The following is a 17,320-nucleotide window of genomic DNA, read 5'->3' as shown; positions in this document are numbered from 1 at the left end:
GGTCACGCAGATGTGAACGCCTCGGTGACCTTTTGTGCGATCTGCCGCTGAATGGGCGCGAGCTCTCCGACAACGGGCATGACGATACCTTTGAATTGGGCACGCTCCAGCTCTTCGGGTACGTCTTCTAGAACATGGCCTCCGGTGCAGGCGAAGAACGGTAGGCAAATCGCTTGATTAGATGCATCTCGCGCGGCTTCGGCAATCGAGGGCGGTTCTTCGACAAAGCCAACCCGGATCGATTGAAATGCAACCTGCCTGCCAAGCCGGTCCGCAAATTCATTGGCCACCGCCGATGGATTTCGGCTGCGGCCCGACCCATGCGCAGCGATCACCAAATCCGTCGCATTGGCCGCCCAATGCTCTTCTCGCAACTTCGCTTCTAGCGCGTTCGCCGTCAGCGCGGGCAGATCGGGATCAATGCCCAAAGGATCCAAAATACGTGCCCTGTGATCTCCAACTCGCTTCGGCAGGGCACTTGTTACAAACCACCCCTTCGCCATGAAAAGCGGGTAGATGACTGAATTTTCAGGAAGGCCGTCCAATTTGGCCTCAAGCGCGCCGGGCTTGGCCAGCGTCGCAGAACTCACCGTTACATGTTCGGCCAACGCGTCGACCTTGGCTGCAAATGCAGCCAACGCGGCCTCAGCGGGATCTGGGTCAGAGGGCTGGCCGTGGGCGACGACTATGGCGTGTGGCATTCGGATCTCCTGCTGCGTTCTGCGATAGGTGTTACTGCGAAAACCGAAGTCAACACCTGTGTTAGCCCAGAAGGCTCAACCAAAGCCAGACGGTGATTATAGATGCTGCTGTTCCGATCAAAACGGACGAAGCCGCAACGCGTTTGGCGCGGCCATACATATTCGCAAAGATATAGGCGTTAAAGCCCGGTGCCATGGCGGCATTCAACACGCCTGATCGAAACAGGTCCTGCGGCAGGCCGGTGGATGTTCCGAATAACCAAACTAGGCTGGGGTGCAGCATCAGAGAGATGCAGCAGACAAAACCAATGGTGCGCAAGTCGCCTTCGGGTTTGTATTTAACCAACACACCCCCCAACGCAAACAGCGCCCCCGGTAAGGCGGCGCGGGTAACAAGCTCAAGCGCTTCGTCCACGACTGCTGGGATGACCAGACCAGTTATGTTGACGACAAAACCAAGCGCGATACCAAGAATCAGTGCGTTTTTGAACATCGCTGACAGAACTGATCGCGCCATATGTACACCGCCGTTGCCGCGATTGCGCACGACCTCCATCACCGTGATCCCAACGCCGTAACAAAACGGAGAATGGAAGGCGATGATCGCGTAGTTGCCCGTCAGGTTCTCAGGGCCATAAGCACGTTCGGTTATCGGCAGGCCCAGCAGGACCGAGTTGGAAAACAGACAACAGAATCCGATGGCCACGCAGTCTTCCCAGTCCCTGCCAAAAATGATCCTTGCTCCAAAGAGACCCGCAGTGAAGCACAACGCAGCGGCGGAATAGAAGCTGGCCAAAAGCCGGGGATCGAAACTGGCGCTAAGGTCCAGGTGTGCGATGGCCAGGAACAGCAGGCAGGGAATTGCAAAACCTTGGGTGAATTTCATCAACCCATCGACGTGCTCTTGTTTGAAATAGCCCGTGCGGGTCGCCGTGTATCCGGCACCGATCACAAGGAAGACCGGTAGAATGACGTCGATCAGGCTTTGCAGCATTTGGCCCCCGTGCGGCAGGCGCGCTGTGATATCTTGAGCGCGCGGGGCAGGGGCTTATTGCGCCTGATAGATCACCATCCCGTCAAAAGCGGGGGTGATATAGTCGGGAGTTTCCGCGTCAACCGTCGCATAATCCAGATCGATATGCATATTGGTGAGCACGGCGCGTTTTGGTTGCAGTTGTTCGATCCATCCCAGCGTCTTTTCCAGATGCGCGTGCGTGGGATGCGGGTTGCGGCGCAATGCATCGATGATCAGCCAGTCCAAACCTTCCATCTCGGGCCAGGCGTCGTCGTAGATCTCGGCAACGTCCGGCAGGTAGGCCAGCTGACCGATTCGGAACCCAAGAGAGTCGATTGAGCCGTGGTTCACTTTGAACGGGCGCAACGTAATGGGTCCACCGGGACCATCGATGTCGAACGGGCCATCAATGGATTTGAGGTCCAGGATCGGAGGATAAGGTGAACCTTCGGGCTGAATGAACGCGTATCCGAAACGCCCCAGCAAGGCGTTCTGCGTGTCACCGTCCGCCCAGACGGGTACGCGCGTTTTCATGTTGAACACGATCATGCGCAGGTCGTCGATCCCGTGCACATGATCCGCGTGCGAGTGGGTATAGACCACCCCATCCAACCGCCCGGTACCGGTGTCCAGCAACTGGCTGCGCATATCCGGCGTGGTATCGACCAGAACCGAGGTCGTTCCATCCGGCCCATCGCGTTCAATCAGCAGCGAGCAGCGACGGCGCACGTTTTTCGGGTTTGTAGGATCGCAGTCGCCCCATTGACCGCCCAGCCTTGGTACGCCGCCCGAGGAACCGCAGCCCAGAATTGTAAAACGCATCCCGGTCATGCAGCGGCCTTGTACAGCGCGGCCTTGGTGAACAGGCGGTCAAAATTCACCTGTGTCTGGGCTGCAAAAGCGGCATAATCCATGCCGAAAACCTCAGCCCCTTTCCGGGCTGTGTGGGCGGTGTAGGCGGGTTCGTTGCGTTTGCCACGATAGGGTGGTGGGGCCAGATAGGGCGCGTCTGTTTCCACCAGAATGCGGTCTACCGGTGCAGTTGCGAAAATATCGCGCAACTCCTGGCTTTTGGGGAAGGCGGTGATGCCGGACATGGACAGGTAAAAGCCCAGATCCAGCGCGGCCTTGGCCAATTCGGCAGAAGAAGAGAAGCAGTGCATAACGCAGGAATAGGGTGCGTTGCGATACTCGTCGGCCAGAATTCGGGCCATGTCATCATCCGCTGCGCGGGCGTGAATGATCAGGGGCAGGCCAGTGCGCTGGGCCGCTTCGATATGGATGCGCAAGGATTGTTTCTGCTCTTCCGCACTGTCGGCGGTATAGTGGTAGTCCAGACCAAACTCTCCGATGCCGACGAATTTCGGGTGCTGGGCCAAGGCAACCAGTTCGTCGACCGACGCTATCGGCTCATCCGCCGCACTCATCGGGTGCGTGCCGGCGGCATAGAAGACGGGCGCATGGGCCTCGGCAATCGCACGGACGCTGGGTTCGTTGCGCAGTTTGGTGCAAATCGTGACCATGCGGGTCACGCCAGCCTCGGCTGCGCGCGTGATGATCTCGTCCAACTGGCCGTCGAAATCCGGGAAGTCCAGATGGCAGTGGCTGTCGGTAATCTGGGGGGTGTCGCTCATCTGTTCTGACCGGCGGTTTCCTGTATCTTGAACACCGTATCTAGGACCAGAGCGGCAGGGTCAAGGTTCACCGCCTGACCATGCCGTGCGCGTGCCGTGATTGTCGCGGCGACTTCTGCCCAGCGGCGGGCTTGATCGGGGGAAGCCGAAAGACGCATCAGCGTTTCACCTTCGTTTGGGGCCGCTTCGGGTACGGGGGGTGTACCGGTTGCTCCAGTCAAAGCCAGCCGTGACAAGGCGACATCGATGAGCGTTAGCAACAGTTCGAAACGCTCGGCGGCACCGCGCTGTGCTGCGGCTTCGGCCAATGCCAGTGCGCGTTGCCGGTCCATACGGGGCAGGGTGCCCAGAATGGCGATCAGCTCGGCATAAATGTCCAGACCGCCAAGATTGATTAACCGCACAGCATCCCCAACTGATCCTGCCGCAAGTGCGGCCAGGTGTTCAGTCTGGGCGGGAACTTCTGTTCCGGTTTGCGACAGGGCGGTTTGCATGTCCTGCGGAATCAGCGGGCCAAGGCGCAGCGTGCGGCAGCGCGACCGGATGGTTGGCAGCAGGCGCGAAGGTTGGTGCGAGACGAGCAAAAGCGTGGTGCGCGCAGGCGGCTCTTCCAGCATCTTCAACAGCGCGTTGGCAGCACTGATGTTCATTTCATCCGCCGAATCCACAATCACCACCCGGCGTCCGCCATCAGCCGAGGACAGACCAAAGAATTTTCCAAGCTTGCGGATATCCTCCACGACAATTTCGCCGCGCAACCGCCCCTGATCATTCAGAGATCGGGTGACAACGGCCAGTCCTGGTTCGGCTCCGGCCTGCATGCGATGCGACACCGGATGATCGGGATCAATTTCGAGCGTTTCTGGCGGCGGCGGCGCTCCGAACAAGCCGCCGTCATCTGCCGGGGGTGTGGCCAGCAAAAATCGCGCGATCCGCCAGGCCAGCGTCGCTTTGCCGACGCCGCGCGGCCCGGTCAGCAACCAACCGTGGTGCAGCCTGTCGGAATTGTAGGCCGTCAGAAATGCGTGTTCAGCCGCGTCCTGGCCAAATAGCCGCGCGGTTTCGCGCGGATGCGGTGCACCCGGCACCTGATCCGGAGAAGGAGTATCGTCGCTCATCGTTTACCGCAAAGCTGCTTGAACGATATCTGTCACATCCTGCGCAACGCTGTCCATGTCTCTGTTGCCATCCACGACGCGAAACCGGCCCGAGAATTCATCAGCCAGCGCCAGAAACCCTGAGCGCATTTTCCTTTGCAGATCGGGGCCGAAATCTTCGAACCGCTCTTCTGTGCCCTGTCGGCCTTTTGCACGCGATAAGCCCGTTTCCGGGTCCATATCGATCAGCAACGTCATGTCCGGTTCCCGGCCGATCATCAGGCTGTGCAACTGATCCACCAGAGCGCGCAGGTCGCCACGTGACAAGCCCTGATACATACGTGTGCTGTCTGCGAAACGGTCGCAAATCACCACTTTACCTGCCGCAAGGGCGGGTTCGATGGTGCGCTCCAGATGGTCGCGGCGGGCTGCGGTGAACAGCAGCAACTCTGTCTCGGCCGACCACCGATCCGGGTCGCCTTCCAGAACAAGTCGGCGAATTTCCTCGGCCCCCGGTGAGCCGCCCGGTTCGCGCGTCAGCACGACCTCATGTCCCTGCGCGCGCAGACGATCCGCCAGCATCCGCGCCTGGGTTGACTTGCCTGATCCGTCAATGCCTTCGAAGGTCAGAAATAACCCCGCTTTCGTCACATCGACTCCAGTGGGTTGTTGATCACGTCTTTCAATACGATGCCACCAACGGTCAGCATCCGCACGACAAAGCCACCTACGGCTACGTCCTCGGCAGCCACAAGCGGGCGCCGGATCTCGGGCAGTCCTTCGGGCTTGATCACCAGTTCAGCCAATTGCTGGCCTTTCTGGACAGGCGCGTTGATTGGGCCGTCATACACAACTTCGGCCTCGACATTTTGGGTGCCCAGAACCGGGAACAGCACGTTCAGATCACCTTCGGCAACAAGCCCGACGGTCTTTTTCTCACCCATCCACAGTTGGGCTTCGGCTATCGGCGTTTCCGCGTTGGCAACTGTCCTCTCGACAAAATTTCGAAACGACCAGTTAACCACGGCCTCAGCCTCCTCTGCCCGCTGGCCGGTGGTGTCGAGACCGGTCAGAACGAAAATGACGCGCCGGTCACCCTGTTTGGCAGAGCCGACAAGGCCATAGCCGGCCTCTTGCGTGTGGCCGGTTTTCAAACCGTCCGCGCCGATATCCAGCTTCAACAGCGGGTTTCGATTGCGGGCATTTGACGGCGCGCGACCGTCGAATTCAAAAACCTCCTCAGCGAAGAGGGGGTAATATTCCGGGAAGTCCGAAATTAAGCGATCCGCAAGAACAGCCAGATCATGCACTGACATCATATGACCGGCGGCAGGCCAGCCGTTCGAGTTGGCAAAATTGGAATTGTTCATGCCCATCTGCTGCGCGCGTTGGGTCATGTACCGCGCAAACCCGGCCTCGGTTCCGTCGGGGCTAAGTGCTTCGGCGATAACGACGCAGGCATCATTGCCCGACAAAACGATGATGCCGCGCAGCAGGTCTTCGACGGTGACGCGGTCCTGCGTGTTCAGGAACATGGTCGAGCCGCCATAGCTCATCGCGTGTTCGGACACGGGCAGGGTTTCATTCAGTGTCAGTCGGCCATCGCGCAAAGCCTCGAAGGCCACATACAGCGTCATCAACTTGGACATCGACGCGGGCGGCAGGGGCTGGTCGGCGTCTTTTGACAGAAGAACAGTGCCGGTGGTCTGGTCAATCACATAAGCAGCGCGAGCTGTGGTATCAAAAGCGTGTGCGGGCAGTCCCATGAGGGCAATCCCCATGGCCAGAACGGATGTGCGCATCGAGGCTAGCATGCTGCGTCTCCCTGTTTCAGTCGGATACGGTGAACGCGTCTTTGAAGCCAAGGTCTTTTACGTCCTTCTGAATGGCTTTGCGTTCGGCCCGGGTTGCGGCAGGGCCAACCAGCACCCGCCAGACGGTGTTATTTGCGGTTTTTAGTTCCCGAACAACTGCGGACATACCGTTCCTGCGCACCTTCTGTGCGGCAGAGTTGGCGTTATCCTCGACGCTGAAGGTTCCGATCTGAACAAACGGTTTGCTCAGCGGAGATGCGGTGGTCGCGGCAGCCGCAGCCGTCGCCGCTGCTGGTGTCGCTTCGGTCGCATCAATTGCGGCGGCGGCACCTTCGATCGGGTCCAGTGGCGTTTCGGTGATCTCTGCGGGATCCTTCTTTTGCCACCATTTCCGCTTGGCGGGTTTCTCGGCCGGGGCTTCGACCGGCGCATCTGACAAAGCCGGAGAGGTTACGGCAGCAGCAGCCTCGGTCGCAACTTCGGCGCTATCTGTGGCTGCATCTGTTGCAGCCGCTGCGGTTCCAGCGGCTGCGGCAGTTCCGGCGGCAGCAGCAGCGGGTGCTTTCTTCTGCCACCATTTCCGTTTGGCCGGTTTTTCAGAAGGCGCTTCGGTTTGCTCCTCTGCGTTTTCCTGAGCAGAATCGCTGACCGTTTCCGTTTCTGCAGTCTCGTCCTCTTCGGATCCTGAAGCGCTTGCTACAACAGCGGCGGTACCGGCGGCAGCAGCTGCGGGCTCTTTCTTTTGCCACCATTTCCGTTTGGCCGGCTTTTCGGTATCACCCGTGGCTTGGCCATCGGTTGCTGCATCTGCCGATGCGGTCTCGGTTTCTGCGGTTGCGTCCTCAACTGGTGGTGTTTCCTCAGATGGGGGCTCTTCGACCTTCTCGCGACGCAGCGCTATAACGCTAAGCTTTGTAGGTGACCCTGCCAGCAACCCAAGCTGTTCCGCTGCCGAGGACGAGACCTGAAGCGCCGGGCCGGGCAAGTTGCGCTCGCGCCGGAACAAGGCACCAGTCACGGATTTGTTGTTGGTGGTGTTCTTGATCACAACGCGCTCGGGTTGCGTCACGTCCGGATGCGCGACCCAGATGCCACCCAACGATGGTCGGCCATCCCAAAGCCCCGCTTCGGTAACGCGGAAAACGTCCGGTGCTTCTACGTCGCGCTGCGAACCACTGGTCACCTGGGGTATAAGTTCGATTTTCCCATCGTTGTCCTGGGGCTTTTCGGCGGTTTCAGCTGTACCCAAAGCCTCTTCACATCCGGCCAAAATCGTCAAAGTCAACGCCAGATACGCCAGCCTTTTGGGCCCCGGGCGTGTCTCGATCGCTCGCTTCATCTGCTTATCCCTTGCCTGAAGGGGTTTCGTTTCACGAACCCCGCTGCCGGTCTGCTGGTTCTGTATGCCAGCCTGTTTCGGTCTTTCCACCCGATCATAACGTGGCTGAAGGGTCATGGAAAGAGCGCTGAAAACTCTTCGGCAAGATTTCCCGTTTTCGACTTGCCTCTGATCGAACTTGGCCTTAGACCCGGCTTTCGACGGGGAGGTGGCAGAGTGGTCGAATGCGGCGGTCTTGAAAACCGTTGGGCGTGAGAGCGTCCCCAGGGTTCGAATCCCTGTCTCCCCGCCACTCATACCTGTCTCACTTCAGTTGTACTTTCTGACTCGGAATTTTGCCGCAATTCCCGAGCGTTGGCGCATGCGCTTTCAATCAGAGACAGAGCAGACTGTACATTCAGAGGACAATTCAGGCGCCAGTCTCAGTGTCGCATTTTGTCGGGGTCGCTTTGGGCTGGATTTCCCTGATAAGCGGCAATTTACAGGGAATTTCTGCAAAACAGGTCTGATTTCCGTCATTTCTCCTATCAGAACTGTGTGTTTTTCAGAGGTTTATGCTGCAAATTCCCTAAAAAGTGGAACAGGGAATTTTCTCGCGGGAACAGGGAATTGTGCCGATGGATCAGGGAGGGCGAGCCCTGTATCAGGGAAGCAGGATCTGAAGCTATCAAAAGCCGAACAGGCGTTCCTGTTCGGACCAATCAAGTGGGTGGGTCTCCAAATGGAAGTGGCACGTTGACGAGGTTTTCGTGAAGGTGAATGGCAAGCGGCATTATCTTTGGCGGGCCGTTGATCACGAAGGCGAGGTGCTGGAAGCCGTTGTCACCAAACGCCGAAACAAAGCTGCAGCACTGAAATTCCTCAAGAAATTGATGTAGCGGCACGGTTGCGCCGAAGAGATCGTCACAGATCGCTTCGCTTCCTACAAGGCTGCGCTCAGAGAAATGGGCGCGCTCGAAAAACAACAGACGGGCAGGTGGCTCAACAACCGCGTCGAGAATTCGCACCTTCCTTTCCGACGGCGCGAACGTGCGATGCTGCGTTTCAGGCGCATGCGAAGTTTACAGAAATTCGCCTCCGTCCATTCCTCTGTCTACAACCACTTCAACCAGGAAAGATCGCTCACCAGCAGAGACTCCTTCAAGCTGACCCGGACCGCCGCTCTTAGCGAGTGGCGTCAACTTTGTTCCGGATAGGTTCGCGGTTTCCGCGGCAAACTGAGAAAGGTTCGAATTCGTCTGACAGCACCAAGGCTTGAGCGCGGATGAGTCTGCCGAGGTGCTGGCTATGATTTATGATCATTGCAAGCAGCCCGAATTCCAATGCCGCCTGCGTTGGCAGGAAGGAGACATCGCCATTTCGGACAAAAGAGCGACTTGCCACAAAGCGATCAACGATTGCCATGGGTTTCGACGCCTTATGCACAGGGTGACGGTGGAAGGAGACGCTCTGACGCAATGATGCAAGTGGCGCGCGGCGAATTTCTGCGACTCAGTCGGAGAGCCGACACGCTATGAATCTCTTCAATTCCCTGTGATTGCTTTTGATGAAGTGTCCAGCTTCGCGGTTTTAGCCATGTTTTCTTACATTTAAAGCGCGCTAAGAGTTTTTTCTTGTCATACTTGGAACGTTCCACTAGACAATTGGAACGTTCCAAATTCGGGGAAATCAGATGAACTGGGCTTTTGTCGGAGCGAGTACGATAGCTTCACAACACATGCTGGGCGCGGTGCGTCAGCAGACAGGCAACGACGTGACCTGGGTCGTCAGCAATTCGCCTGACCGGGTGCAAACCTGGGCCAATGAACACGGTATTCCCAATGCCACCACAGACTTGGACGCTGCATTTGCTGACGAGAATGTTCAGGCTGTTTATATTTCCTCAACCAATGAGAAACACCACGGTCAGGCAATGGCAGCCATTTCGGCTGGTAAGCATGTACTGTGTGAAAAGCCGCTTGGGATGACGCAAGCGGAAGCTATCGAAATGGTGCGTGCGGCCGACACGGCTGGCGTGACATTTGGAACCAATCATCACCTGCGTTGCTCTGGCAGCCATCGCGCAATTCGTGACCTAATTGCAGCCGGGCGCGTCGGAGACATTCTCTCGCTACGAATCCATCACGCAGTGCATCTGCCGGGTAACTTGCAGGGGTGGCGTATAAACTCTGCGGATGCTGGTGGCGGCGTGATCCCCGACATCGTTGTTCATGATGCAGATGTCACTCGCTTCCTGCTCAATGAAGACCCGGTGTCTGTCGTCGCGCAAATGGCCAGTTCCGGGATGGGGCAGGGCGTCGAAGACTCCTGCATGTCTGTCTGGACGATGCCCTCGGGCGCAATGGTCATGACACATGAAAGTTTTACGCACCCGTTTGCCGGGTCGGACCTGCAAGTTCACGGAACCAAGGGTTCGATTTTTGGGCATGGCGTCATGACGCAGCGACCGGTTGGGTCGATCAATCTGGTGACTGAAGCCGGAAGCGAAGAGATCCCGTTTTCGGATCATTCGCTCTACGTTCAGGGCGTATCAGAATTTGTCGCCGCGACCATCGGGGAAGGTCGCCCGGCGGCTGACGGGCCCGATGGCGTGAAATCGTTGTCCGTGGCGCTTTGTGTGCGAGAAGCCGCAGCCTCGGGTCGGCGTATCAATGTAGATTATGGTGGTTTCTGATGACCAAGCTGGTTTCTGTTTCCGAGGCCGTTTCTCGCATCCCGGACAATGCGGTCGTCTCTGTGTCATCGTCTTCGGCTCTGGGTTGCCCTGACCTTGTTCTAAAGGCGATTGGAGAGCGGTTTCGCACTGAAGGGCATCCGCGCAACATTACAACGCTACACCCTATTGCTGCAGGGGATATGTATGGCGTAAAGGGCATGGACTATCTGGCGCAGGATGGACTTCTAAGTCGCGTTCTCGCCGGATCATACCCGTCGGGCCCTTCCAGCCTTGAGATGCCGAAAATCTGGAAAATGATTGTCGAAGATCGAGTGGCTGCATACAACGTGCCATCGGGAATTCTGTTCGACATGCATCGCGAAGCCGCAGCGCATCGACCTGGTGTTCTGACGCAGGTCGGGCTTGAGACTTTCGTGGATCCTGTTCGCGAAGGATGCGCGATGAACGAGCGTGGTGCGACGGCTCCCATCGTTAATCGCAAGGAATTCGACGGTCAGACTTGGTTGCACTTCCCAAACATCAACCCGAACGTTTGCGTTTTGCGCGCAACCACGGCGGATGAGTTTGGCAACCTGACCTATGAACATGAAGGTGCCTATCTGGGCGGATTGGAGCAAGCGATTTGCGTACGCAACCACGGTGGGCTCGTGATCGCACAGGTTCAACGTGTGACTGCTGCAGGTAGCTTGCGCCCCCATGACGTGCGCGTGCCGGGGCATCTGGTCGATCTGATCGTTGAAGACCCAGAGCAGATGCAAACGACAGAGACGCCCTATGACCCGGCGATCTCTGGCCAGATTATGCGCCCGTGGGACAGTTTTTCGCTGGCCGAGCACGGTGTCGAGAAGGTCATCGCGCGACGGGCTGCGCAAGAACTGCGCAGCGGCATGAGCGCCAACTTGGGCTTTGGCATCAGCGCAATGGTTCCGCGTGTCTTGTTGGAGGAAGGCCATCCTCAGGCGGTGACATGGGCGATCGAACAGGGGGCCGTCGGTGGTGTCCCACTAACCGGCTTTGCCTTTGGGTGCGCATCCAACGCGCATGCCTATGTGCCGTCACCACAGCAATTCATCTATTTCCAGGGCGGCGGGTTCGATATGTCGTTCCTCTCGTTCCTCGAGGTCGATGTCGAAGGCAATGTGAACGTCTCCAAACTTGGTAAAAAACCCTATTTGACAGCAGGTTGTGGCGGTTTTGTCGATATAACCACGCGGGCCAAAAAGATCGTGTTCTCGGGCTGGTTCGAAGCTGGCGCCAAGATTGATCTGGCGGATGATGGTATCCGTGTGAATGCCCCCGGAAAATTCACCAAGATGGTGGATCAGGTCGAACATGTCACATTCTCGGGCCGCCGTGCCCGGGAAACCGGTCAGGATGTGCTCTATGTGACTGAGCGTTGCGTTATTCGCCTGACGGATCAGGGGCTGGTCGCGACGGAAATCATGCCCGGCATTGAGGCGCAGCGCGATATTGTCGAAGCTTCAGGTGGTCGCGTCAAAGTCGCGGAAAACGCGGTTCAGATGCCCAAGTCGCTATTCGCAGTTGGCCCGATGGGGATGACACTTTGAGCAAACTGCGCATTCATATCGAGGGTGCAACCGCCGTCCTGACTTTGGACAACGAGGCCAAGCTCAATGCGCTAACTTTAGATATGCTGCACGCGCTGGAAGCTGGCCTGACAGAGGTCGAGCGTGACGTATCTATTCGTGCGCTTGTTCTGACCGGCGCGGGTGAAAAAGCGTTCTGTTGTGGGGCCGATATTGGCGCTTGGGGTGGTCTGAGCCCCGCCGAATTCGCGCGCCATTGGGTCCGTGATGGACATCGCATCTTTGACCGCCTGGCGCGGATCGGCAAGCCAACAATTGCTGCGATCAATGGTCATGCGTTCGGCGGTGGGCTAGAGCTGGCCAGTTGCTGCGATCTGCGCCTGATGACCCCGCGGTCCACGTTGGCTTTACCTGAAGCTCGGGTCGGGATTGTACCCGGCTGGTCCGGGACACAGCGGTTGACCCGGCTGATCCCCGAAGCTGCGGTGAAAGAGATGGCCCTCTTTGGGCGCCGTATTGGTGCTGACCGCGCCGTGGCCTTGGGCTATGCGACCGAGGTGACTGACGACGCTCTGGCGCGCGCGCTTGAGATCACCGCCGAACTTAGCGACCTTTCGCCTCGCGCCACCGAAATCTCAAAAAACATGATCCATGCAGCGGTCGGTGAAGACACTCATGCCGTGGTCGAAGCCCTTGGTAGCGCAGCGATTGCCGCCTCAGCGGACCGCGAAGAAGGCGTTGCCGCGTTCATTGAAAAACGTAACCCCACATTTTCGGGCCTTTGACAATATGAAAGATATCACCATCAACCCTGCTATCCCGTTCGAGTTGCCGCCGTTGTTCGAAGGTCGGCATCTCATCGATGGCAGGTGGCAGAATAGCGCGTCGGGTGAGACGTTCGAACGGCGCTCACCCTCGCACGGGCACATCGTCAGCCGTTCGGCGTTGGGTGGCGAGGCTGAAGCCGAGGCCGCGATCCAGGCGGCGCGCAAGGTGTTCGACACCGGTTATTGGAGCCGCGCATCCGGCAAAGAACGGGCAGCGGTTCTTCTGAGAGTTGCAGAACTGATCGAGCAGAACGTCGACCGCATCGCCCTGATCGAAACGCTGGAGAGTGGCAAGCCGATCAGCCAATCCAAGGGCGAGGTAGGAGGTGCCGCAGACCTTTGGCGTTATGCTGCCTCGTTGGCGCGCAGTACGCACGGTGACAGTCATAACACTCTCGGCGCAGACATGATGGGTGTCGTGTTGAAGGAACCCATTGGGGTCGTGTCCATCATCACGCCATGGAATTTCCCGTTCTGGATCCTCAGTCAGAAGCTCCCCTTTGCATTGGCCGCTGGTTGCACTGTTGTTGTGAAGCCGTCTGAGATGACACCGTCGACAACCTTGATGCTTGCCGAGCTGTTGGTCGAAGCCGGTTTACCCGCAGGTGTCTGTAATGTCGTGCTTGGTTACGGCGTTCCCGTCGGACGCACTATGTCCGGCCACGACAGCGTGGATATGGTCAGCTTTACCGGCTCGACAGCCGTGGGCAAGACGATCAGCGTGGTTGCATCGGACACGCTTAAGAAAGTTGCGCTGGAGCTTGGGGGCAAAAACCCGCAGGTCATCTTTCCTGATGCCGATCTGGATGCAGCGGCGGATGCCGTTGTGTTCGGTGTTTATTTCAATGTCGGCCAGTGCTGCAATTCAAGCAGTCGTATCATTGTGCACGAAGATATCGCCGACGATTTCCGTGAGCGAGTCGTTGCCTTGTCGCGCAAAGTCAAATTCGGCGATCCACTGGACCCGACAACGCAAGTCGGAGCTATTGTAACACCGGAGCACAACTCAAAAATCGACGCTTATGTCAAACAGGCGCGGGCGTCCGGTGCGACTATCGATCTGGGTGGTGAGCCGCTGGAGGTCGAAGGCCTCGGTGCTCAGTTTTATCAGCCGACTGTGATTTCCAACGTCTCGTCCGACATGCCCATTGCCCGTGATGAGGTATTCGGGCCGGTTCTGTCCGTTTTGACTTTCAAAACACTGGACGAAGCCATCGCGCTCACCAATGATAGCGCTTACGGTCTGTCGGCAGGGGTCTGGAGCGAAAACGTTCACACCTGCCTAGAGTTTGCCCGCCGAGCAGAAGCGGGAACGGTCTGGACCAATACCTGGATGGACGGGTTCCCCGAGGTCGCTTTCGGTGGGGTCAAACAATCCGGGCAGGGGCGGGAAATCGGACGATATGGGTTCGAGGAATTCTTCGAAGTGAAATCAGTGGTCATGCGCGTCGGCAACAGCCGGGCGCCATGGGTTCCACACGACTAAGACCGGGCACCAGATTGGTCCCGAGTGAGAATAACGCATTAAGGGAGGAAACAAGAATGCGTAAATTTTTGAATACAAAATCGCTGTTTGTGGCAGGTCTACTGTGCACGACCAGCCTTGCGCACGCTGAAGACGTGGAAGTTCTGCACTGGTGGACTTCTGGCGGCGAGGCTGCAGCATTGAACGTTCTCAAGGACGACCTTTCTGGACAGGGCATCGGCTGGACCGACATGCCTGTTGCAGGTGGCGGTGGTGAGCAGGCGATGACCGTTCTGCGCGCACGCGTCACCGCAGGCAACGCTCCAACAGCCGTTCAGGCTCTGGGCTTTGACATTCTGGACTGGGCCGATCAGGGCGCGCTGGCCGATCTGAACGAAGTGGCAGCCCAGGAAGGTTGGGATGACGTCGTCCCAGATGCGCTGAAAGCCTTCGCCAAGCATGACGGCAAATGGGTCTCGGCTCCTGTGAACGTGCATTCGACCAACTGGGTCTGGGCTAACAAGGCGGTGCTGGACGCCAACGGCATTGCACAGCCCACCAACTGGGAAGAATTCGTCGCCGCAGTTGAGGCGTTGAAAGCCGCTGGTGTCACCCCGATCGCGCATGGTGGTCAGGCATGGCAGGACGCGACCGTGTTCGATGCTATCGCGATGTCGACGCTGGGGCCTGACGGCTACAAAGCGGCTTTCATCGACTTGGACGAGGAAACGCTGGGTGGCGACGCGATGAAAGAAGCGTTTGACCGTATGGCCTTTATCCGCGACAACGTGGATGAGAACTTCTCGGGTCGTGACTGGAACCTGGCGACAGCGATGGTCATCAACGGCGAAGCCGGCTTCCAAATGATGGGTGATTGGGCCAAAGGCGAATTCCTAAACGCGGGCAAAGTGCCGGGCGAAGACTTTTTGTGCTTCCGCTTCCCGGGTACTCAGGATCAGGTCACCTTCAACGCTGACCAGTTCATGATGTTTGATCAGGGCGGTACGGTATCGGCCGAGCAAGCCGCGCTGGCCAGCGCGATCCTGTCGCCATCCTTCCAGATTGCCTTTAACAAGGTGAAAGGCTCTGTCCCGGCTCGTACTGACGTGGATGGAAGCGATCTGGATGCGTGTGGTCAGCAGGGCATGAAAGATTTGGCCGCCGCGGCTTCGTCAGGCAACCTGTTCGGCTCGATGGCACACGGACATGCCGCGCCGGCGTCAGTCAAGAACGCCGTCTATGACGTGGTGACCGCCCACTTTAACGGCGAGTACGGCAGCGAAGATGCCGTGACCGAACTGGTTGACGCCGTTTCGATCGCCAAGTGATCCACAATTGATCCTCCCGATGGGGCGGCGGTCTGGCCGCCCTTTCACCAAACGGGCGCAAAAGCTCCGATCTAACACGACTCGAACGAGGAGGGCGCGCCATGGCTGCTTCAGCCGACGCGGATTTTAAGACACGCCTTCAGAACTGGATACCCAAGCTGGTCCTGTCACCGTCGCTGGCGATGATGCTGGTCTTTGTCTACGGGTTCATTCTGTTTTCGGTCTACCTGTCATTCACCGACAGTCGCATCCTGCCGTCCTTTGGATGGGTCGGATGGGAAAACTACGACAAACTGTGGCGGCTGAGCCATTGGGAAACCTCGTTGATCAATATGGGGATTTTCGCGAGCCTATATATCGTGATCTGCACCTGTATCGGCCTGGGCCTGGCGATCTTCCTTGATCAGAAAATCCGGGGGGAAGGGCTGCTGCGTCCCATCTACCTCTATCCGATGGCTCTGAGCTTCATTGTCACCGGTACAGCCTGGAAGTGGTTCCTTGACCCTGGTATCGGGTTGGAAAACGTGATGCACACATGGGGCTGGACCAGCTTCGAGTTCGACTGGATAAAAAACCGTGATTACGCCATCTACACAGTTGTTCTAGCAGCCGTCTGGCAGACGAGCGGCTTTGTGATGGCAATGTTCCTGGCTGGCCTGCGTGGGATCGACAATGAAATTCTGCGGGCTGCGCAGATGGACGGCGCGTCGAACTGGAACCTCTATCGCCGGATCATTATCCCGCAACTACGACCAGCCTTCTTGTCGGCCTTCGTGATCCTCAGCCACCTGGCGATCAAGACCTTTGACCTTGTCATCGCCCTGACCGGGGGTGGCCCCGGTCGCGCCACAGAACTACCCGCGACCTTCATGTATTCTTACACGTTCACGCGAAACCAGATGGGGATCGGTGCGGCCTCGGCCACGATTATGCTGATGACCATTGCCGCGATCATGATCCCGTATCTTTACGCTGAATTGCGGGAGAAACGCTGATGTCTCAAGCTACTCAGGATACCGCAATCCGAACGGGCCGCGTTACGCGCACGTTGATCTATCTGGTGCTGCTTCTGTTCGGTCTGTTCTACCTGCTGCCGCTCTATGTCATGCTGGTGAACTCGGTGAAGCCATTGGAAGAGATCACCGGCGGCGGCATGATGAACCTGCCGCATGTGTTCACGATTGAGCCGTGGCTCAAGGCGTGGTCTTCGGCGCAGATCGGCGTCGATCCGACTGGGCTGAAGCCCTACTTCTGGAACTCGATCAAGATGGTGGTCCCGGCGGTGATCGTCTCGACCATTCTTGGGGCGTTGAACGGCTATGTGCTGACCAAATGGCGCTTCAAGTACGACACCATCTTATTCGGTCTGATGCTGTTCGCCTGCTTCATCCCGTTCCAGATTGTTCTTATCCCGATGGCACGGATGTTGGGCATAATCGGGCTGGCAGGCACCACCTGGGGTCTTGCACTTGTCCACGTTGTCTACGGGATTGGCTTTACGACGCTGTACTTCCGTAACTACTACGCTGTGTTCCCGACCGAGCTGATCCGCGCGGCGCAGATTGATGGCGCCGGGTTCTTCCAGATTTTCTGGCGCATTCTTCTGCCCAGTTCCGGGCCGATCGCCGTGGTTTCGATCATCTGGCAGTTCACCAACATTTGGAATGACTTTCTGTTCGGCGCGTCCTTTGCCGATGCCAACAGCCAACCGATGACGGTGGCGTTGAACAATCTGGTGCAGTCATCAACCGGTGTGAAAGAATACAACGTTCATTTTGCAGGCGCCATTCTGGCGGCCATGCCAACTCTGCTCGTCTACATCGTGGCCGGACGATACTTCGTCCGCGGCCTGATGGCGGGTTCGGTGAAAGGATAA

16 protein-coding genes, 1 tRNA gene and 1 pseudogene are annotated in these 17,320 nt (G+C 57.8%); 10 read left to right on the top strand and 8 right to left on the bottom strand.

Translation table 11 applies throughout. The annotated features are described in order from the left end of the window. Positions 1-2 precede the first annotated feature (2 nt). From ACXADZ_RS11555 to ACXADZ_RS11520, 8 genes are all read right to left on the bottom strand, one after another. The gene (locus ACXADZ_RS11555; protein WP_475196471.1) at positions 3-701 is read right to left on the bottom strand and encodes a CbiX/SirB N-terminal domain-containing protein; all 699 of its coding nucleotides are present in this window, start codon (positions 699-701) and stop codon (positions 3-5) included. 61 nt (positions 702-762) lie between these two features. Continuing rightward, the gene (locus ACXADZ_RS11550; RefSeq protein ID WP_171646694.1) at positions 763-1,695 is read right to left on the bottom strand and encodes an AEC family transporter; all 933 of its coding nucleotides are present in this window, start codon (positions 1,693-1,695) and stop codon (positions 763-765) included. A 54-nt stretch (positions 1,696-1,749) separates the two neighbouring features. Continuing rightward, positions 1,750-2,547 (bottom strand): MBL fold metallo-hydrolase, encoded by a 798-nt coding sequence (locus tag ACXADZ_RS11545; RefSeq protein ID WP_171668664.1) that lies wholly within the window; start codon positions 2,545-2,547, stop codon positions 1,750-1,752. After that, on the bottom strand, positions 2,544-3,350 hold the full coding sequence (locus ACXADZ_RS11540) for a TatD family hydrolase (protein WP_475196468.1): 807 nt from the start codon (positions 3,348-3,350) through the stop codon (positions 2,544-2,546). Before ACXADZ_RS11540 ends, ACXADZ_RS11545 begins: the two co-directional genes overlap by 4 nt. Next, on the bottom strand, positions 3,347-4,468 hold the full coding sequence (locus ACXADZ_RS11535) for a DNA polymerase III subunit delta' (RefSeq protein ID WP_475196467.1): 1,122 nt from the start codon (positions 4,466-4,468) through the stop codon (positions 3,347-3,349). Before ACXADZ_RS11535 ends, ACXADZ_RS11540 begins: the two co-directional genes overlap by 4 nt. Positions 4,469-4,471: 3 nt before the next feature. Continuing rightward, positions 4,472-5,098, bottom strand: a complete 627-nt coding sequence (tmk, locus tag ACXADZ_RS11530; protein ID WP_475196466.1) for a dTMP kinase — start codon at positions 5,096-5,098, stop codon at positions 4,472-4,474. Continuing rightward, positions 5,095-6,261, bottom strand: a complete 1,167-nt coding sequence (locus tag ACXADZ_RS11525; RefSeq protein ID WP_171092109.1) for a D-alanyl-D-alanine carboxypeptidase family protein — start codon at positions 6,259-6,261, stop codon at positions 5,095-5,097. The genes tmk and ACXADZ_RS11525 overlap by 4 nt, the downstream gene beginning before the upstream one ends. Before the next feature lie 16 nt (positions 6,262-6,277). Continuing rightward, entirely contained in the window at positions 6,278-7,600 is a 1,323-nt protein-coding gene (locus ACXADZ_RS11520; RefSeq protein WP_475196464.1) for an SPOR domain-containing protein, read from the bottom strand. 202 nt (positions 7,601-7,802) lie between these two features. Here ACXADZ_RS11520 and ACXADZ_RS11515 point away from each other — a divergent pair. The 10 genes and pseudogenes from ACXADZ_RS11515 to ACXADZ_RS11470 all read left to right on the top strand — a co-directional run bounded on the left by ACXADZ_RS11515 (position 7,803) and on the right by ACXADZ_RS11470 (position 17,320). Continuing rightward, a tRNA-Ser gene (locus ACXADZ_RS11515) sits at positions 7,803-7,892 on the top strand. A 424-nt stretch (positions 7,893-8,316) separates the two neighbouring features. Further along, positions 8,317-8,796 (top strand): annotated as a pseudogene (locus ACXADZ_RS11510) (IS6 family transposase); the annotation flags it as partial. A gap of 91 nt (positions 8,797-8,887) precedes the next feature. Further along, entirely contained in the window at positions 8,888-9,061 is a 174-nt protein-coding gene (locus ACXADZ_RS11505; RefSeq protein WP_475198566.1) for a TauD/TfdA dioxygenase family protein, read from the top strand. Positions 9,062-9,272: 211 nt separating this feature from the next. Continuing rightward, positions 9,273-10,274 (top strand): Gfo/Idh/MocA family protein, encoded by a 1,002-nt coding sequence (locus tag ACXADZ_RS11500; RefSeq protein ID WP_475196461.1) that lies wholly within the window; start codon positions 9,273-9,275, stop codon positions 10,272-10,274. Further along, the gene (locus ACXADZ_RS11495) at positions 10,274-11,845 is read left to right on the top strand and encodes an acyl CoA:acetate/3-ketoacid CoA transferase (protein WP_475196459.1); all 1,572 of its coding nucleotides are present in this window, start codon (positions 10,274-10,276) and stop codon (positions 11,843-11,845) included. Before ACXADZ_RS11500 ends, ACXADZ_RS11495 begins: the two co-directional genes overlap by 1 nt. Further along, positions 11,842-12,609 carry an enoyl-CoA hydratase/isomerase family protein gene (locus ACXADZ_RS11490; protein WP_475196458.1) on the top strand — a complete coding sequence of 256 codons (768 nt, stop codon included), beginning with the start codon at positions 11,842-11,844 and terminating at the stop codon, positions 12,607-12,609. Before ACXADZ_RS11495 ends, ACXADZ_RS11490 begins: the two co-directional genes overlap by 4 nt. 4 nt (positions 12,610-12,613) lie before the next feature. After that, the gene (locus ACXADZ_RS11485) at positions 12,614-14,137 is read left to right on the top strand and encodes an aldehyde dehydrogenase family protein (protein ID WP_171668972.1); all 1,524 of its coding nucleotides are present in this window, start codon (positions 12,614-12,616) and stop codon (positions 14,135-14,137) included. A gap of 56 nt (positions 14,138-14,193) precedes the next feature. Further along, positions 14,194-15,444: an ABC transporter substrate-binding protein gene (locus tag ACXADZ_RS11480; protein WP_171189153.1), complete on the top strand. Its 1,251-nt coding sequence runs from the start codon at positions 14,194-14,196 to the stop codon at positions 15,442-15,444. A gap of 101 nt (positions 15,445-15,545) precedes the next feature. Next, positions 15,546-16,439 (top strand): carbohydrate ABC transporter permease, encoded by an 894-nt coding sequence (locus tag ACXADZ_RS11475; protein ID WP_170376146.1) that lies wholly within the window; start codon positions 15,546-15,548, stop codon positions 16,437-16,439. Next, positions 16,439-17,320 (top strand): carbohydrate ABC transporter permease, encoded by an 882-nt coding sequence (locus ACXADZ_RS11470; RefSeq protein ID WP_171189151.1) that lies wholly within the window; start codon positions 16,439-16,441, stop codon positions 17,318-17,320. The genes ACXADZ_RS11475 and ACXADZ_RS11470 overlap by 1 nt, the downstream gene beginning before the upstream one ends.

It is taken from the genome of Ruegeria sp. ABM4_193 (assembly GCF_056158705.1).
Note: the sequence above shows the minus strand (reverse complement) of the source record. Positions and strands in the feature narration are given on the sequence as shown.